This is a genomic window from Streptomyces sp. L-9-10, from assembly GCF_004151105.1.
GTDB lineage: Bacteria > Actinomycetota > Actinomycetes > Streptomycetales > Streptomycetaceae > Streptomyces.
The window spans coordinates 1-17,289 of record NZ_PHRF01000011.1 but is presented as its reverse complement, the minus strand read 5'-3'; the positions used below and the strand labels follow the sequence as shown (position 1 = coordinate 17,289).

The 17,289-nt window shown below is 72.4% G+C and carries 14 protein-coding genes; 4 read left to right on the top strand and 10 right to left on the bottom strand.

Annotated features, from left to right (window positions below; all coding sequences use genetic code 11):
* The coding region (locus CU044_RS38295; RefSeq protein WP_165371760.1) for a hypothetical protein at positions 1–375 on the top strand (375 nt) is incomplete at its 5' end.
* Positions 376–535: 160 nt separating this feature from the next.
* Here the strand turns inward: CU044_RS38295 and CU044_RS02675 are convergent.
* Positions 536–934 carry a RidA family protein gene (locus CU044_RS02675; protein ID WP_129766807.1) on the bottom strand — a complete coding sequence of 133 codons (399 nt, stop codon included), beginning with the start codon at positions 932–934 and terminating at the stop codon, positions 536–538.
* Positions 931–2,088, bottom strand: a complete 1,158-nt coding sequence (locus tag CU044_RS02670) for an acyl-CoA dehydrogenase family protein (protein WP_129766806.1) — start codon at positions 2,086–2,088, stop codon at positions 931–933. The genes CU044_RS02675 and CU044_RS02670 overlap by 4 nt, the downstream gene beginning before the upstream one ends.
* Positions 2,089–2,229: 141 nt before the next feature.
* On the opposite strand from CU044_RS02670, the gene CU044_RS02665 reads away from it, so the two are divergent.
* Together CU044_RS02665 and CU044_RS02660 are read left to right on the top strand one after the other, a co-directional pair.
* Positions 2,230–3,939 (top strand): AMP-binding protein, encoded by a 1,710-nt coding sequence (locus CU044_RS02665; RefSeq protein WP_129766809.1) that lies wholly within the window; start codon positions 2,230–2,232, stop codon positions 3,937–3,939.
* Between the two features lie 9 nt (positions 3,940–3,948).
* Positions 3,949–4,857 (top strand): PaaX family transcriptional regulator C-terminal domain-containing protein, encoded by a 909-nt coding sequence (locus tag CU044_RS02660; protein WP_129766805.1) that lies wholly within the window; start codon positions 3,949–3,951, stop codon positions 4,855–4,857.
* On the opposite strand, the gene CU044_RS02655 is transcribed toward CU044_RS02660, so the two are convergent.
* Together CU044_RS02655 and CU044_RS02650 are read right to left on the bottom strand one after the other, a co-directional pair.
* Positions 4,844–7,135 (bottom strand): bifunctional salicylyl-CoA 5-hydroxylase/oxidoreductase, encoded by a 2,292-nt coding sequence (locus CU044_RS02655; RefSeq protein WP_129766808.1) that lies wholly within the window; start codon positions 7,133–7,135, stop codon positions 4,844–4,846. The genes CU044_RS02660 and CU044_RS02655 overlap by 14 nt on opposite strands.
* Positions 7,135–7,968 (bottom strand): enoyl-CoA hydratase family protein, encoded by an 834-nt coding sequence (locus CU044_RS02650; RefSeq protein WP_129766804.1) that lies wholly within the window; start codon positions 7,966–7,968, stop codon positions 7,135–7,137. Before CU044_RS02650 ends, CU044_RS02655 begins: the two co-directional genes overlap by 1 nt.
* Before the next feature lie 361 nt (positions 7,969–8,329).
* Between CU044_RS02650 and CU044_RS02645 the strand changes: the two genes are divergently transcribed.
* The gene (locus tag CU044_RS02645; protein WP_129766803.1) at positions 8,330–8,737 is read left to right on the top strand and encodes an ATP-binding protein; all 408 of its coding nucleotides are present in this window, start codon (positions 8,330–8,332) and stop codon (positions 8,735–8,737) included.
* 36 nt (positions 8,738–8,773) lie between these two features.
* Here the strand turns inward: CU044_RS02645 and argF are convergent, their stop codons facing one another.
* The 6 genes from argF to CU044_RS02615 all read right to left on the bottom strand — a co-directional run.
* A complete protein-coding gene (gene argF, locus CU044_RS02640; RefSeq protein WP_129766802.1) occupies positions 8,774–9,790 on the bottom strand; it encodes an ornithine carbamoyltransferase in 1,017 nt (338 codons plus the stop codon).
* Between the two features lie 147 nt (positions 9,791–9,937).
* Positions 9,938–11,170, bottom strand: a complete 1,233-nt coding sequence (locus CU044_RS02635; protein ID WP_129766801.1) for an arginine deiminase — start codon at positions 11,168–11,170, stop codon at positions 9,938–9,940.
* A gap of 102 nt (positions 11,171–11,272) precedes the next feature.
* Entirely contained in the window at positions 11,273–13,834 is a 2,562-nt protein-coding gene (locus CU044_RS02630; protein ID WP_129766800.1) for a polynucleotide kinase-phosphatase, read from the bottom strand.
* A complete protein-coding gene (locus CU044_RS02625) occupies positions 13,831–15,420 on the bottom strand; it encodes a 3' terminal RNA ribose 2'-O-methyltransferase Hen1 (protein ID WP_129766799.1) in 1,590 nt (529 codons plus the stop codon). The genes CU044_RS02630 and CU044_RS02625 overlap by 4 nt, the downstream gene beginning before the upstream one ends.
* A gap of 106 nt (positions 15,421–15,526) precedes the next feature.
* Entirely contained in the window at positions 15,527–16,429 is a 903-nt protein-coding gene (gene mmuM, locus CU044_RS02620; RefSeq protein WP_129766798.1) for a homocysteine S-methyltransferase, read from the bottom strand.
* 115 nt (positions 16,430–16,544) lie between these two features.
* Positions 16,545–17,289 (bottom strand): TIGR03560 family F420-dependent LLM class oxidoreductase (locus CU044_RS02615; protein ID WP_129766797.1); only part of this gene is annotated, 745 nt, incomplete at its 5' end.

Below are 17,289 nucleotides of genomic sequence, written 5' to 3'. Positions count from 1 at the left end.
GCCGTCGAGGACTGGCTGCGCGGACGCGGCGACGCCCCCGCCAGCAACCCCCTGCCCACCCCCTCCGACGCCGCCGAAGCACTCGACGACGACGCGGGCCCCATCGAACGCCTGCTCCACGACAAGGGCAAGCTGACCCGGCTCGACTACAACGCCAACACCGACTGGTGGAACGCCTCACTCGGCATCGGCTTCGGCATCTCCGCCGGACAGGTCAGCCTCGGCTTCAAACTCTTCGGCATCGACATCACCCACGAGGAGAAGAACCAGACCATCACCGGCGACCCGACCTACGCCACCGGCCCGCAGAGCGGCGGCGCCCGGCCCTGGGTGGAGTGGAAGAACTGCACGCGGACCAAGCCGATCCCGACCTGACGGGCCGGTGACCTGACGGGTGAGTGAGCCGAGGGGTGAGTGACCCGAGGGGGCTGTTCGTGGGGAGCCGGTATCCCGCGGACAGCCCCCTCTCGGGGCTCACGACGATCGGCCGGAGTGCCTCCGCGTGGCGGGCGGCACGCGCCGACGGCCCCGCCGGTCAGGGCAGTACGGCGATACCGTCCAACTCGACCAGCGCCTGTTCGTCCCAGAGCCGTACGACCCCGATCACCGCCATCGCGGGATAGTCACGCCCGGCCAGCCGGCGCCAGATCAGGCCGAGTTCGGCCGCGTGGGCCCGGTAGTCCGCGACATCGGTCGCGTACACGGTCACCCGCGCGAGATCCGCCGGGTCGCCGCCCGCCGCCGCGAGGGCGGTGAGGAGATTGCCGAGCGCGGTCCCGAACTGGGCGGGCAGGGTGTCCCCCACGACGGCGCCCGCCTCGTCGAGCGCGGTCTGTCCGGCCAGCAGGACCAGCCGCCCACCGGTGGCGGTGACGGCGTGCGAGAAGCCGGTGGCGGGCGAGAGCCCGGCGGGGTTGAGGCGCTCCAGGCTCATCGGACCCCCTCCCGTTCTCCGCGCGAGGAGCCGTACAGCTCCTTGGCGATGATGGTGCGCTGGACCTCCGTGGCGCCCTCGTAGATCCGCGGCGCCCGGACCTCGCGGTAGAGATGCTCCAGCGGATGGCCGCGCTGGAGGGCGCGGGCGCCGTGCAACTGGACGGCGGCGTCGACGACATACTGCGCGGTCTCGGTGGCGAACAGCTTCGCCATGGCCGAGCGCCGCGGCACGTCGGGGGCGCCCGTGTCGTACGCCGTGGCCGCCGCGTACACCAGCAGCCGCGCCGCCTCGGTACGGGTCGCCATCTCCGCGATCTGGTGTGCCACCGACTGGAGTCGGCTGAGCGGGCCGCCGAACGCCCTGCGTTCCGCGGTGTGTTCCAGGGCCGCGTCCAGCGCGGCCTGGGCCATGCCGACGGCGAAGGCACCGACGCTGGGACGGAACAGGTTGAGGGTGGTCATGGCCACCCGGAAGCCGTGGTCCACCTCGCCGAGGACATCGTCGCCGGTCACGGGTACCGAGTCGAAGGCGAGGGCGCCGATGGGATGCGGCGAGAGCATCTCGATCGGGGTGCCGGTGAGCCCGGGACGGTCGGCGGGGACGAGGAAGGCCGTGACCCCGCGGGCCCCGGTGCCCCCACCGCTCCCGTCCCCGGCGTCCGTGCGGGCGAAGACGGTGTAGAAGTCGGCGTCGGGGGCGTTCGAGATCCAGCGTTTCTCGCCGGTCAGCAGCCAGCCGTCGCCGTCCGGGACGGCCCGCAGGGCGAGCGCGGCGGCATCGGATCCGGCGCCCGGCTCGCTGAGCGCGAAGGCCGCCACGGCCCGCCCCGCGCGCACCTCGGGCAGCCACCGTGCGCGCTGCCCGCCGCTCCCCGCGAGGACGAGCGGGTACGCGCCGAGGCCCTGGAGCGCGAGCGCGGTCTCGGCCTCCGTACAGCCCTGGGCGAGGGATTCGCGCAGCAGGCACAGTTCCAGCGCCCCGGCTCCGAACAGCCGCTCCAGCAGGCCGAGTTCACCGAGGGCGGCGATCAACGGACGGTTCACCGCGCCGGGTTCGCCCTGGTCGGCGATCGGGCGCAGCCGTTCCACGGCGAGGGTGCGCAGCCGCGCGCACCAGTCGGTCTGTACCGGATCGAGCGAGAATACGGGCATCCGGGCCCCCACTTCCAGCGCGTCTATCGCGGACCGTTGACTGTCGTCATCTTCACGATACGCTCGATGGGCGAGCCCACCCCAGCACCGACCCACTCCAGCACCTCGATGGACGACCCCACCACCGCAAGGGGGCGCACCATGGAGCTGACACCGTCGGCCCACCGGGACACCTTCGCGCGCGACCATCTGCCGCCCGCGGACCAGTGGCCCCTGCTCCTTCCCCTCCCGTACGCGCCGGACTTCCCCGGCGGTCCCTGCTCCCCCGGCAGTCCGGGCCGGCCCGACCGGCCCGACCGGCTGAACTGCGCGGCCGAGCTGCTGGACCGTACGGTCGAACGCTTCGGCGCGGACCGGCCCGCCTTCCGCGGACCCGGCGGCGAGGTCTGGACGTACGGCGAGTTACGCGGGCGCGTCGACCGGATCGCCCATGTCCTCACCACCGATCTGGGCGTGGTGCCGGGAAACCGGGTGCTGTTGCGCGGACCGACCACGCCCTGGCTGGCGGCCTGCTGGCTGGCGGTGCTGAAGGCGGGCGCGGTGGCCGTCACCGTGCTGGCCCAGCAGCGGGCCGCGGAGCTGGCCACCATGGGCGAGATGGCGCGGATCGGCCATGCCCTGTGCGACATCAGATCGGTGGACGAGCTGGTCCGCGCGGAGATACCGGGGCTGCGGATCACGACCTATGGAGCGGACACACCGGACGATCTGCTGCGGCTGACGGACGGCAAGCCGACGCGATACACGGCCGTGGAGACGGCGGCGGACGATGTGGCGCTGATCGCCTTCACGTCGGGGACCACGGGCCGGCCCAAGGGGTGCATGCACTTCCACCGTGACGTTCTCGCCATTGCCGACACCTTCTCGCGACAGGTGCTGCGCCCCGGGCCCGACGATCTCTTCGCGGGCAGCCCGCCGCTCGGGTTCACCTTCGGTCTCGGCGGTCTGGTGATCTTCCCGATGCGCGCCGGGGCCTGCGCGCTGCTGCTCGAACAGGCCCGGCCCGCCCAGCTGTTGGCGGCGGTCGCCCGCCATCGGGTGTCCGTCCTGTTCACCGCGCCGACCGCCTATCGCCTGATGCTGGACGAGCTGGCCGCGCGCCCGTACGACATCTCCTCCCTGCGCCGTTGTGTCTCGGCGGGCGAGAATCTGCCGGCCGCCACCTGGCAGGCCTGGCGGGAGCGCACCGGGCTGCGGGTCATCAACGGCATCGGGGCGACCGAGCTGCTCCATATCTTCATCTCCGCGGCGGACGAGGAGATCCGGCCGGGCACCACCGGGGTGCCGGTGCCGGGGTGGCAGGCGCGCGTCGTGGACCGGTCGGGCGCGCCGGTGCCCGACGGGGAACCGGGGCTGCTGGCCGTCCGCGGCCCGGTGGGCTGCCGGTATCTGGCGGATCCACGCCAGCGGGAGTATGTCCGGGGCGGCTGGAATCTGACCGGCGACACCTATGTACGGGACCCCGAGGGCTACTTCCGCTATGTGGCCCGCGCGGACGACATGATCATCTCGGCCGGGTACAACATCGCCGGCCCGCAGGTCGAGGACGCGCTGCTGGCCCATCCCGATGTGGTCGAGGCGGCGGTGGTGGGCCTGCCCGACGAGCTGCGCGGCCAGGTCGTGGCGGCGTATGTCGTGGTGCGGGACGGCGTGGAGCGCGGCGAGGCGACGGCGGCGGCGCTGCGGGAGTTCGTCCGGGCCCGGCTCGTGCCGTACAAGTGCCCGCGCGCGGTGGTCTTCCTGGACGCGCTGCCCCGTACCCCCACCGGCAAACTCCAGCGCTTCCGGCTGCGGGTTCCGGGCCCGGGACCCGCCCCCGACGGAGCCGGGGACCTCTCCGAGAGGCTCTAAAGTGATCAGGTGGCCGAGCAGCACACCCCCCGATCCCTGATCGTCACCCTGTACGGCGCGTACGGGCGCACACCGGACGACACCCCCCTCGCCGTGGCGGAGCTGATCCGCCTGCTGGGCGCCCTCGGGGTGGACGCGCCGTCCGTACGCTCCTCGGTCTCCCGGCTCAAACGCCGTGGCCTGCTGGTTCCCGAGCGTACGGCGCGGGGCACGGCCGGATACGCGCTGTCGGCCGAGGCGCGCCAGCTGCTCGACGACGGGGACCGCAGGATCTACGCGCGGCCCGCGCCCGAGCTGTCCGACGGCTGGGTCCTCGCCGTCTTCACCGTCCCGGAGTCCGAGCGCCACAAGCGCCATCTGCTGCGCTCGCGGCTGACCCGGCTCGGTTTCGGAACGGCGGCGCCCGGCGTCTGGATCGCGCCGGGCCGGCTCTACGAGGAGACCCGGCACACGCTGCGGCGGCTGCGGCTCGACTCGTATGTCGATCTGTTCAGCGGGCAGCACCTCGGCTTCGAGGCGACGGCCGACGCCGTGGCCCGCTGGTGGGATCTCGACGCGATCGCCACCCAGCACGAGGAGTTCCTCGACGCGCACGAGCCGGTGCTGCACGCCTGGGAGGACCGGATCCCGGGCTCGCGCTCCGGCGCGGACGGAAGCGCGGGCGGAAGCGCGGACGGAAGCGCGGGCGGAAGCGCGGACGGAGGCGCGGGCGTCGGCCCCGCGGAGGACGCGTACCGCGACTATCTGCTGGCCCTGGACTCCTGGCGGCATCTGCCGTACGCCGACCCCGGTCTGCCCGCCGGGCTGCTCCCGGAGAACTGGCCGGGGGCGCGGTCCGCGGAGGTCTTCACCCGCCTGCACCACCGGCTGCGGGACACGGGTCTGGCGTTCGTGAAACGGCCGTTCACCGAAGAGTGAGACGCGGCTTCGGATCGTCGGTGCGGCCGGCCGGGGGTGTGCGGCTGCCCGCGCGGTACGGCGGCGGCCAGGGCGCGGCCGGGCCCTCGTACCCCTGGGCCCCGGCGGCGTGCAGCGTCCACTGCGGATCGTGGAGATGGGGCCGGGCCAGCGCGCACAGGTCGGTACGGCCCGCGAGCAGCAGGGAGTTGACATCGTCCCAGGAGGAGATGGCCCCCACGGCGATGACCGGCACGGACAGGGTGTTGCGGATCAGATCGGCGAACGGGGTCTGGTACGAGCGGCCGAACTCGGGCCGTTCGTCGGCGACGACCTGGCCGGTGGAGACATCGATCGCGTCGGCGCCGTGCGCGACGAAGGCACGGGCGATCTCGACGGCGTCCTCGGGGGTGGTACCGCCGGGCGCCCAGTCGGTGGCGGAGATCCGGACCGTCATGGGCCGGTCGTCGGGCCAGTCCGCGCGGACGGCGTCGAAGACTTCGAGCGGGAAGCGCAGCCGGGCGGTGAGCGAGCCGCCGTAGGCGTCGGTACGCCGGTTGGTCAGCGGGGAGAGGAAGCCGGAGAGCAGGTAGCCGTGGGCGCAGTGCAGTTCGAGCAGATCGAAGCCGCTGCGCTGGGCCCGACGGGCGGCGGCCGTGAACTGTTCGCGGATCGTGTCGAGCTGACGGCGGTCGAGCTGGTGCGGGACCTCGCTGACACCGGGGCGGTACGGCAGCGGTGAGGCGGCGACGAGCGGCCAGCCGCCCACGGGCAGCGGCTCGTCCATGCCTTCCCACATCACGCGGGTGGCGCCCTTGCGCCCCGCGTGCCCGAGCTGGACGCCGATGGCCGTGCCCGGTGACCGCGTGTGCACGAAATCGGTGACACGGCGCCAGCCGTCGCCCTGTTCGCGGTTGTAGAGCCCGGCGCAGCCCGGGGTGATGCGCCCCTCCGGGCCGACACACACCATCTCGGTCATGACGAGTCCCGCGCCGCCCAGGGCGCGGGCCCCGAGGTGGACGAGATGGAAGTCGCCGGGGACGCCGTCCACGGCGGAGTACATGTCCATCGGCGAGACGACGACGCGGTTGCGCAGGGTCAGCCCGCGCAGCCGGAAGGGCGTGAACATCGGCGGGGTGCCGGGCGGGCAGCCGAAGTCCCGCTCCACCGCCCGGGTGAAGCGGGGGTCGCGCAGCCGCAGGTTGTCGTGGGTGACCCGGCGGCTCCGGGTGAGCAGCCCGAAGGCGAACTGGCGGGGCGGCTGGTCCGTGTAGGCGGCCAGTTCCTCGAACCAGCGCAGGCTGGCGGCGGCGGCACGCTGGGTGGACTCGACGACCGGGCGGCGCTCGCTCTCGTACGCCGCGAGCGCGTCCGGCAGCTCCGGGCGCTCCTCGATACAGGCGGCGAGCGCGAGGGCGTCCTCGACGGCGAGCTTGGTGCCGGAGCCGATGGAGAAGTGGGCGGTGTGGGCCGCGTCGCCGATCAGGACCGTGTTGCCGTGGCTCCAGCGCTCGTTGACCACGGTGCGGAACGCGCTCCACGACGAGGCGTTGGCGCGCAGCGGACGTCCGCCGAGCGCGTCGGCGAAGATCTTGGCGCAGCGGTCGGCCGACTGCCGCTCGTCGAGGTCCCCGAATCCGGCCGCCCGCCAGACCTCTTCGCGCATCTCGACGATGACCGTGCTCCGCGCGCCGGCGGCGCCGTTCGCGTAGGGGTAGCCATGGAGCTGCATCACGCCGTGCTCGGTCTCGGCGATCTCGAAGCGGAACGCGTCGAGGGCGAAGTCGGCGGCGAGCCAGACGTAGCGGCAGCGGTGGGTGGTGATCGTCGGGGCGAAGACCCCGGCGTGTGTCCCGCGGGTGAGGCTGTGGACCCCGTCCGCGGCGATCACCAGGTCGTACGCGGTGGCGAGTGCGGCGGCGGGCGGGGCCTCGGTACGGAACCGCAGCCGTACGCCGAGGGACGCGCAGCGCTCGTGCAGGATCTCCAGCAGCCGGCGCCGGCCGAGCGCCGCGAAGCCGTGGCCGCCGGAGGTGAGCGTACGGCCGCGGTGCACGATGTCGATGGTGTCCCAGCGTACGAACTCGGCCTGGAGCGCCCGGTGGACGACGGGATCCGCGTGCTCGATACCGCCGAGTGTCTCGTCGGAGAGCACGACACCGAAGCCGAAGGTGTCGTCGGCCGCGTTGCGTTCCCAGACGGTGATCTCGCGGGCCGGGTCGAGCCGCTTGAGCAGGGCGGCGGCGTAGAGCCCGCCGGGTCCGCCGCCGATGACGGCGACGCGCGGGACGCGGGCCATCAGCGGCCCTGCCACTTCGGGGGCCGCTTCTCGGTGAAGGCGGCGTGGAACTCGCGGTAGTCGGCGCCGTTCATCAGCAACGCCTGGGTGGCGGCGTCCAGTTCCACGGCGGCGGCGAGGGGCATGTCGAGCTCGGCGGTGAGCAGGGCCTTGGTCTGCGCGTACGCGAGCGCCGGGCCTTCCGCGAGCCGGCGGGCCAGCGCGGCGGCGCGCGTGTCGGCCAGGCCGTCGCCGGTGAGTTCGCTGATCAGCCCGATACGTTCGGCCTCGGCGGCGGTCACCGGCTCGCCGAGCATCAGCAGCCGGGTGGCGTGCCCGAGCCCGACCACGCGGGGCAGCAGATAGGCCGCGCCCATGTCGCCCCCGGAGAGGCCGACCCGGGTGAAGAGGAAGGCGAAGCGCGCGGAGGGGTCGGCGATCCGGAAGTCCGCGGCGAGCGCGAGGACGGCGCCGGCGCCGGCGGCGACTCCGTGCACGGCGGCGATCACCGGGAAGGGGCACTCCCGGATCGCCCGGACCACCTGGCCGGTCATCCGGTTGAAGTCGAGGAGCCGGGCCGTGTCCAGGGCGAGGGTGGCGCCGATGATCTCGTCGACATCGCCGCCGGAGCAGAAGCCGCGGCCCTCGCCCGCGAGCACGAGGGCGCGTACGGCGCGTTCCCGGGACAGCTCGGCGAGCAGATCGCGCAGATCGGCGTAGGCGCCGAAGGTGAGCGCGTTGAGTTTCGCGGGGCGGGCGAGGGTGACGGTCGCGACGCCGGCGTCGCGGTCCCGGGTCAGTCGCAGATGGCGCCACTCGTCGGTGCGGGACGCGGAGCCGGTGAACGGGCTCATGGAGTGCGGCCTCCTTCGGCGAACCTCAGTCGAACCTGAGCGAACCTCGGCGAGCCTCGGCGGACGTCGTCGAGCTTCGGCGACGTCCGGCGCCACGAAGAAGTATCACCTGAATCTGACCGTCGTCACAAGTACGCGATACGCCCGTGACGGGCTCGCGATGCGCCCGCGTCCCTTCCGTGACAATGCCGCGAGATACCGCCTGTAAGCCACGGAAGGTCCCGGTGGACAAGGGCCATTGGTCCCGTGCCCGGCGGGCGGGCGCCTCTTGTTAACCCGCTCACGCTCCGTATGGTTGAACGTGATAGCAATTACCCCCGCACCCCCCGGCCGTACTTGTGCCTTGATCGGACCGTCCGCCATGCCAGAAGCCGCAGACTCCCCCTGGAGAGTCACGTTGCCCCACAGTGTCGAAGCCGTGCCGATCGCGCGCGCCCTCGTCCGTGACGCCCTGGCACATCTGGAGGAGCCGACCCACAGCGACACGGCGGAGCTGCTCACGGCGGAACTCGTCGCCAACGCCATCCAGCACACCCTGGGGAGCGAGCCGATCGAGCTGGTCGTGGCGCTGCTGCCGACCGGCTGCCAGGTCGAGGTGCACGACTGCGACCCGGCCCCGCCGGGCAATCTCTCGCACCCCGGGACGATGCCGGACCCGTGGCAGGAGGGCGGCCGCGGGCTCCTGCTGATCAGTACGCTCAGCTCGGCCTGCGGCCACCGCACCACGGATCAGGGCAAGGCGGTCTGGTTCACGCTTCCGGCGGTCTGAGCCGCGCCCCGGGGCCCGGCCGCTCCACCGGCCCCGCTACAGGGCGGCGTCGCTCCCGGACAGCGTCGCCACCAGCACGGCCTTGATGGTGTGCATCCGGTTCTCGGCCTCGTCGAAGACGACCGAGTGCTTCGACTCGAAGACCTCGTCGGTGACTTCCAGCTCCGTCAGCCCGTGCCGCTCATGGATCTCCCGGCCCACCGCCGTGCCCAGGTCGTGGAACGCCGGAAGGCAGTGCAGGAACCTCACGTCGGGGTTGCCCGTCGCGCGCAGCACGTCCATCGTCACGGTGTACGGGCCGAGCGCCTCGATCCGCTCGTCCCAGACCTCCTTGGCCTCCCCCATCGACACCCAGACATCGGTGCCCACGAAGTCCGCGCCCGCCACGCCCTCGACGATCTCCTCGGTGAGGGTGAGCCGGGCCCCGCTGCTCGCGGCGGCCTCGCGGGCCAGGGCGAGGATGTCGTCCGACGGCCAGTAGGCGCGCGGCGCGACGATCCGTACGTCCATGCCGAGCAGGGCTCCGGTGACCAGATACGAGTTGCCCATGTTGAAGCGGGCGTCCCCGAGGTAGGCGAAGGCGATCTCCGTCAGCGGCTTCTCGGTGTGCTCGGTCATCGTCAGCACATCGGCCAGCATCTGGGTGGGGTGCCACGCGTCGGTGAGGCCGTTGAAGACGGGGACACCGGCGTACGCGGCCAGTTCCTCGACGGTCGCCTGGGCGTCCCCGCGGAACTCGATACCGTCGAACATCCGCCCGAGCACCCGGGCGGTGTCCTTGGCCGACTCCTTCTTCCCGATGTGCGAGCCGGCCGGGTCGATATAGGTCGTGGAGGCACCCTGGTCCGCCGCCGCCACCTCGAAGGCGCAGCGGGTGCGGGTGGAGGCCTTCTCGAAGATCAGGGCGATGTTCCTGCCGCGCAGCCGCTGGACCTCGGTGCCCGCCTTCTTCGCCGCCTTGAGTTCCGCGGCCAGATCGATCAGGCCGCGGAACTCCCCGGCCGTGAAGTCCAGCTCCTTGAGGAAGTGGCGGCCTTCGAGGTGTATCGCCATGATGGCTGCTCCTGGGGCGCGAGTCGCGAAGAGGGGGAGGATACCGGACACTGGAACTATATACGACAACCTGCATCGCTATACAGTCTGCATCGCTATACAGCCCACCTGCCCGCACACCGCGCCCGCCCGGACCTGCTCCCACGCCTACACGGCGTCACGTTCCACCGGGCAGCTCATACAGCGCGGCCCGCCCCGGCCCCGGCCCAGCTCGCTGCCCGGGATCTCGATCACCTCGATGCCCTGTTTCCGCAAATGCGTGTTGGTGGTGACGTTGCGCTCGTAGGCGACGACGACCCCGGGCTCGACCGCGAGCACATTGCAGCCGTCGTCCCACTGCTCGCGCGCCGCCGAGTGCACGTCCTGGGTGGCGGTCAGCACGCGGATGTCCGCCAGGCCCAGAGCCGCCGCGATGGCACGGTGCATATGCTCCGGCGGATGGTCGGTGACCTTCAGCTCCCGGCCGTCGCCGCCCGGTTCGATGGTGTACGAGCGGAGCATGCCGAGGCCCGCGTACTGCGTGAAGGTATCGCCGTCGACCATCGTCATCACGGTGTCGAGGTGCATGAACGCCCGCCGCTTGGGCATGTCGAGCGCGACGATCGTGGTGGCGGAGCCGGCCGCGAAGAGCCCGCGCGCCAGCATCTCGACCGCCTGCGGGGTGGTGCGCTCACTCATCCCGATCAGCACGGCCCCCTTGCCGATGACCAGGACATCACCGCCCTCGATGGTGGACGGGTAGTCGTCCTGCCCCTCCGACCAGTGGTGGAAGGCCCCGGCGGCGGACCCGGTGAACAGGGGGTGGTGTTTGTAGATCGCCTCGAAGTGCACGGTCTCGCGCTGCCGGGCGGGCCAGCGCATCGCGTTGATGCTCACGCCGTCATAGATCCAGGCCGAGGTGTCCCTGGTGAAGAGATGGTTCGGCAGCGGGTCGAGCAGGAAGTCGTCCAGCTCCATCGCGTGGAAGCGGACGGACACCGGCTCCGCGTGCTGCTCCAGGTACTCCCGCTTGGTCATCCCGCCGACCAGCGCCTCGACCAGCCGGTCCGTGGGCAGTCCGTCGAAGACCGCCCGGAGATGGCCGGTGGCGAGCGGGCCGTACTCCTTCTCGTCGAAGACCCGGTCCAGGACGAGCCGCCGGGCCGCCGGGAGGTCCAGGGACTCCCTCAGCAGATCGCCGAAGAGATGCACCTGGACGCCCCGGTCGCGCAGGAGCGCGGCGAACGCGTCGTGCTCCTCCTGGGCGCGGCGTACCCAGAGCACATCGTCGAAGAGCAGTGTGTCCTTGTTGCCGGGCGTGAGGCGTTTGAGCTCCAGATCCGGGCGGTGCAGTATGACGCGGCGCAGCCGCCCGGTCTCGGAGTCGACATGGAATCCCATGTCTCCCATCCTCACCGGGTGGAGCGCGGTTCACGCGGCGAACGGTCGAGGTCCTGCCCCGGGAAGCGGGTCCTGCCCGGGGAGACAGGACCCGCTCCAGGGTCAGAGCCGGGGGTCGACCGGTTCCGACTCCAGGGCCAGAACCGCGAAGACCGCCTCATGGACCCGCCACAGCGGTTCGCCGTCCGCCAGCCGGTCCAGGGCCTCCAGGCCGAGGGCGTACTCCCGCAGCGCCAGCGAACGCTTGTGGCCGAGGAAGCGGTTGCGCAGCCGCTGAAGGTTGTCCGGGCGGGTGTACTCGGGCCCGTAGATGATCCGCAGATACTCCCGGCCCCGTACCTTCACTCCCGGCTGCACCAGCCGGTTCTTCCCGTCCCGTGCGAGCGCCTGGAGCGGCTTGACGACCATGCCCTCGCCGCCCCGGTCCGTCATCTCCAGCCACCAGTCGACACCGCCGCGCACCGATTCCGCGTCGCCGGTGTCCACGATGAGCCGCCGGGTGACCTGGAGCAGACCGGTCGGGTCGTGCTCGACCAGCCGGTCCAGCCAGGCCAGCTGCTGGTCGTGCGGGACTCCAGCGAGGCTGTGGCCCTGGACGGCGAGCAGCTGGAACGGTGCCAGGCGCACGCCCTCCAGTCCCTCCGTCGGCCAGCAGTAGCGCCGGTATGCCTCGGTGAACGCGGCGGCGTCCGTCGCGCGTCCGCGCTGCGCGGCCAGCAGTCCTCCGACCTCGACGCCCCGGGACGCGGCGGCTTCGAGCGCCCGCGTGACGGCGGGGAAGGCCGCCCCGGCGGCGGCGCCCACCGCGGCGTACTGGGTACGCAGCAGGCCGGTGGCCTTCAGCGACCAGGGCATCAGCTCGGCGTCCAGCAGCACCCACTCGGTGTCGAGTTCCCGCCACAGCCCGGCGGCGGTGACGGCGGTGCGCAACCGGTCGAGGATCTCCTCGGTGACGGCCTCGTCGTCGAAGAAGGGCCTGCCGGTACGGGTGTGCAGCGCGCCGGTCGGCCCGGCCACGCCGAAGCGTTCGCGCGCCGCCGCCGCGTCACGGCAGACCAGTGCCACCGCGCGCGACCCCATGTGCTTCTCCTCGCACACGACCTGTCCGACGCCGTCAGCGCGGTACTGCGCGAACGCCTCGGCCGGGTGCTCCAGGTAGCCGTCCCGCTCCGAGGTGGCGGTGGGCGCCATGGTGGGCGGGAGGTAGGCGAGCAGCCGCGGGTCGACCGCGAACCGGCTCATCACCTCCAGGGCCGCCGCCGCGTTCTCCTCACGTACCGCGAGGCGCGCCATGTGGCGGGTCTCCACGATCCGCTTGCCCCGCACATCGGCGAGGTCCAGCGGACGGCCCTCTCTGCCGCCGGGCGCCTCCGTGACCAGCGGTCTCGCCGGCTCGTACCAGACCCGCTCGGCCGGTACGTCGACGATCTCGCGCTCGGGCCAGCGCAGTGCGGTCATCCGGCCGCCGAAGACCGCTCCGGTGTCCAGGCAGAGGGTGTTGTTGATCCATGAGGTGTTCGGTACGGGTGTGTGGCCGTACACCACCGCGGCCCGGCCCCGGTACTCCTCGGCCCAGGGGTAGCGCACGGGCAGGCCGAACTCGTCCGTCTCCCCTGTGGTGTCGCCATACAGCGCATGGGAACGGACCCGGCCCGAGGTGCGCCCGTGGTACTTCTCGGGCAGCCCTGCGTGGCAGACGACCAGCTTGCCGCCGTCCAGGACGTAGTGGCTGACCAGGCCGTCGATGAACTCCCGCACCTGGGTGCGGAACGCGTCGTCCTCCCGCTCCAGCTGCTCGACGGTCTCGGCGAGTCCGTGGGTGTGCTGGACCGTCTTTCCCTTCAGCCAGCGGCCGAGCTTGTTCTCGTGGTTGCCCGGCACACACAGGGCGTTGCCCGCCGCGACCATGCCCATCACCCGGCGCAGCACGCCGGGGCTGTCGGGGCCGCGGTCGACGAGGTCCCCGACGAAGACCGCCGTGCGGCCCTCGGGATGCGCGCCGTCCTCGTAGCCGAGCTTGCCGAGCAGGGTCTCCAGCTCGGAGCGGCAGCCGTGGATGTCTCCGATGATGTCGAAGGGGCCGGTGAGATGGGCGAGGTCGTTGTAGCGGCGTTCGAGAACGATCTCGGCGCTCTCCACTTCGCGCTCGCCGCGCAGGACATGCACCTTGCGGAAGCCCTCGCGCTCCAGACCGCGCAGCGAGCGGCGCAGTTCGCCGCGGTGCCGCTTGATCACATGGCGCGGCATTCCGGCCCGGTCGGGGCGGGCCGCGTTGCGCGCGGCACACACCTCCTCGGGTAGGTCGAGGACGATCGCGACGGGCAGTACGTCGTGCTCGCGGGCGAGCCGCACCAGCCGCTTGCGGCTCTCCGGCTGGACGTTGGTGGCGTCCACGACGGTGAGCCGGCCGGCCGCGAGCCGCTTCCCGACGATGTAGTGGAGTACGTCGAAGGCGTCGGCGGTGGCGCTCTGGTCGTTCTCGTCGTCCGCGACCAGACCGCGGCAGAAGTCGGAGGAGACGACCTCGGTGGGCTTGAACCGGCTCCGGGCGAAGGTGGACTTGCCGGAGCCGGTGGCGCCGATCAGCACCACGAGGGAGAGATCGGGCACCGGCAGGGGACGCCGTGCGGCGTCGGTGGTGACGGGAGCGGTGGTGCTGGTCATGCGGCCTTCTCCTCCTTCCGCCTGGCTGGCGTGGCCTGCGTGGTGCGCGGGCCGGTGACGGTGAACACCGCCATCTGCGTGGGCGGGCCCACCTCGGGGTCGTCGGGTCCGACCGGCCGGTACGTCACGTCGTATCCATGGCGGCGCCCCACCTCCCCGGCCCAGTCGCGGAACTCCGCGCGGGTCCACTCGAAGCGGTGGTCGCCGTGGCGTACGTGTCCGGCGGGAAGCGTCTCCCAGCGCACGTTGTACTCGACGTTCGGTGTGGTCACGACGACGGTCCCGGGGCGGGCCGAGCCGAAGACCGCGTACTCCAGGGCGGGCAGCCGGGGCGGATCGAGATGCTCGATGACCTCGCTCAGCACGGCGGCGTCGTACCCCTTCAGCCGCTTGTCGGTGTACGTGAGCGAGCCCTGCGTGAGCGTGACGCGCTCGGCCTGGCGCTCGCTCATCCGGTCCAGCTTGAGCCGGCGCGCGGCGATGGTGAGCGCCCGTACGGACACGTCCACGCCGACGATGTGCCGGAAGCGCACGTCCTTGAGCAGCGCCTGTACCAACTGGCCCTGGCCACAGCCCAGGTCGAGCACCGAAGCGGCGCCCGCGTCGCGCAGCGCGGTCAGGATCGCCTCACGGCGCCGGGAGGCGAGCGAGGCCTCCTTCGACGGCGCGGCCCCGGTGGCGTCCCCGGCCCCGGTGGCGTCCCGGGTCTCGGTGTCTCCTCCGTCCTCGGTGACTCCCCCGCCCTCGGCACCGTCGGCGTCCTCGACGGGGATCTCCTCCACCGCGTTGTCGATCGCCTCGACGTCGATGTCATCGGCCTCGGCGAGCCTGACCAGTTCAAGACGGGCCATGGCCTGCCGGGTCAGCCCCCAGCGGCGGGCCAGATAGCGGCTGGTGATCAGCTGCTGCTCGGGGTGCTCGGCCAGCCAGCCCTCGCCCGCCCGCAGCAGCTTGTCCACCTCGTCGGGCGCGACCCAGTAGTGCTTCGCGTCATCGAGCACCGGCAGCAGGATGTAGAGCTGGCGCAGCGCGTCGGCGAGCCGCAGCTCGCCCTCCAGCACGAGCTGCACATAACGCGAGTCGCCCCACTGCGGGAAGCGCTCGTCCAGCGGCACCGGCTCGGCCCGTACCGAGGCCCAGCCCAGCGGTCCGAAGAGCGCCCGTACCAGCTCGGCGCCGCCGCGCGCGGGCACCGCCGGGATCTCGATCCGCAGCGGCAGCGGGTTCGCGGCCCGCTCGGGGAGCGCGGTGCAGACGCCGCGCAGGGCGCTCTTGAAGACGGTGCTCAGCGCGACCGCGAGCAGCGAGGACGCGGCGTAGGGGCGGTCGTTGACATATTGCGCGAGGGCCGCGTCGGGGGCGCCGCCCCGGCCCTTCCCCTTGCCCCGTCGCACCAGCGCCACCGGATCGATCTCCAGCAGCATGGCCGCCGTGCAGCGTTCGGTGGACGCCTCGGGATAGAGCACATGGGCGGTGCCATGCGACGTGGAGAACGTCTGCGCCCGGTCGGGATGCTTGTGCAGCAGGAATCCGAGGTCGGTCGCGGGACGCTCCGGGGTGCCGGTCGTACTGATCGTCAGGAACACCCGTACGAGTATTGTCCGCCGGATCCACCACGACCAGGGGTTTTCCCGATGGCTCCGCCGGCTCCGCGCCCGCCGAGGCCGACGGCAGCGCGTCGTCGGAGTCCGCTCAACGCCCGGTCAGCGCGCTCAGCTCCGCGATCCGCTCCGGCCCGACCCGGCAGCAGCCGCCGACCAGCCGCGCCCCCGCCTCCTGCCAGGACCGCACCCGGGACGGATCGAAGGTGGCGTCCCCGCGCCAGCTCCGCGTCCTCGCGTCCCAGCCCTCCCCGCTGTTGGGATAGACGACGACCGGCTTGCCCGTCACCGAGGCGGCCAGCTCGACCGCGCGGTCGGCGTCCCCCGGCGCGCAGCAGTTGATCCCCACGGCGATCACCTGATCGTCACGGGCCGCCAGGGCGAAGGCGTCGGCGAGCGGCTGTCCCGCCCGGGTGCGCCCACCCTCGATCGAATACGAGAGCCAGACCGGCACCCCGCAGCCGGCGGCGGCCCGCAGCAGCGCCTCCGCCTCGTCGGTGTCCGGGACGGTCTCCAGCGCGAGCACATCCGGACCGGCCGAGGCGAGGGTCTCGATCCTCGGCCGGTGGAACCGCTCCAGCTTCCGCACCGACAGTCCGTACCGGCCCCGGTACTCACTGCCGTCGGCGAGCATCGCGCCGTACGGGCCGACCGAGGCCGCCACCCACACCTCGTCCGGTCCCGCCGCGCCCGCCCGGCGTGCCAGCTCCACACTGCGGACCAGCAGCGCGCCCGCGGTGTCGCGCGTGACCCCGCGCCGCGCGAAACCCTCGTACGTCGCCTGATAGCTGGAGGTGATCAGCACCCGCGCGCCCGCCCGCACATACGCCGCGTGGGCCGCCTCGATCTGCTCCGGGCTGTCGGCGAGGAGCCGCGCCGACCAGAGGTCGTCGGACAGATCGCAGCCCTGCGCGGCGAGCTGGTTGGAGAGACCGCCGTCGAGAACGACGGTCCCTCCGCCGAGGGCGGCGGCGAGTGTGCGGATGGGTTTCACGGTCTCTCCAGTACGCGGTACGACGGGGACGAGCCCCCGGCCCCCGGTCGGCCTGGCCCGGCCTGGCCCGGCCCGGCATCGGCCGGCCCGGCATCGGCCGGCCCGGTCGGCTCTGCTAGCTCAGCTGCGACTGGACCTGTGAGGAGATCAGCTCCAGATGGTCCAGATCGTCCAGATCCATCACCTGGAGATAGATCCGCGACGAGCCGACGGCGCCATAACGGCCGATCTTGTCGACCACCTCGTCGGGCGAGCCCGCGAGCCCGTTCACCTTCAGCTCCCCCACCTCCCGTCCGAGGGAAGCGGCCCGGCGGGCCACCTCCGCGTCGTCCTTGCCGACGCACACGATCAGCGCGTTCGAGTAGACAAGATCGTCCGCGTCGCGGCCCACGGCCTCGGCGGCGGCCCGTACCCGGGCGAACTGCCGCTCGGTGTCCTCGATGGAGGCGAACGGGAGGTTGAACTCGTCCGCGTACTGGGCGGTCAGCCGCGGTGTGCGCTTCGCGCCGTGGCCGCCGATCAGGATCGGTACCTTGCTCTGCGCGGGCTTGGGCAGCGCGGGCGAGTCGGTCAGCTGGTAGTGCGTGCCGTCGTAGGAGAAGGTCCGGCCGGTCTCCGTGGCCCAGAGACCGGTCACGATCGCCAGCTGCTCCTCCAGCCGGGCGAACTTCTCCTTGGGGAACGGAATCCCGTACGCCTTGTGCTCCTCCTCGAACCAGCCCGCGCCCAGGCCCAGCTCGACCCGGCCGCCGGACATCTGGTCCACCTGCGCGACCTGGATGGCCAGCACACCCGGCAGCCGGAACGTACCGGCCGTCATCAGCGTGCCGAGGCGGATCCGCTTGGTCTCCCTGGCCAGC

What these genes read in the sequence shown, in the direction of transcription:
- CU044_RS02675 (WP_129766807.1), bottom strand. Translation starts at nt 934, where the DNA reads ATGAGCCTGGAGCGCCTCAACCCCGCCGGGCTCTCGCCCGCCACCGGC.
- CU044_RS02670 (WP_129766806.1), bottom strand. Translation starts at nt 2,088, where the DNA reads ATGCCCGTATTCTCGCTCGATCCGGTACAGACCGACTGGTGCGCGCGG.
- CU044_RS02665 (WP_129766809.1), top strand. Translation starts at nt 2,230, where the DNA reads ATGGAGCTGACACCGTCGGCCCACCGGGACACCTTCGCGCGCGACCAT.
- CU044_RS02655 (WP_129766808.1), bottom strand. Translation starts at nt 7,135, where the DNA reads ATGGCCCGCGTCCCGCGCGTCGCCGTCATCGGCGGCGGACCCGGCGGG.
- CU044_RS02650 (WP_129766804.1), bottom strand. Translation starts at nt 7,968, where the DNA reads ATGAGCCCGTTCACCGGCTCCGCGTCCCGCACCGACGAGTGGCGCCAT.
- CU044_RS02645 (WP_129766803.1), top strand. Translation starts at nt 8,330, where the DNA reads ATGCCAGAAGCCGCAGACTCCCCCTGGAGAGTCACGTTGCCCCACAGT.
- argF (WP_129766802.1), bottom strand. Translation starts at nt 9,790, where the DNA reads ATGGCGATACACCTCGAAGGCCGCCACTTCCTCAAGGAGCTGGACTTC.
- CU044_RS02635 (WP_129766801.1), bottom strand. Translation starts at nt 11,170, where the DNA reads ATGGGATTCCATGTCGACTCCGAGACCGGGCGGCTGCGCCGCGTCATA.
- CU044_RS02630 (WP_129766800.1), bottom strand. Translation starts at nt 13,834, where the DNA reads ATGACCAGCACCACCGCTCCCGTCACCACCGACGCCGCACGGCGTCCC.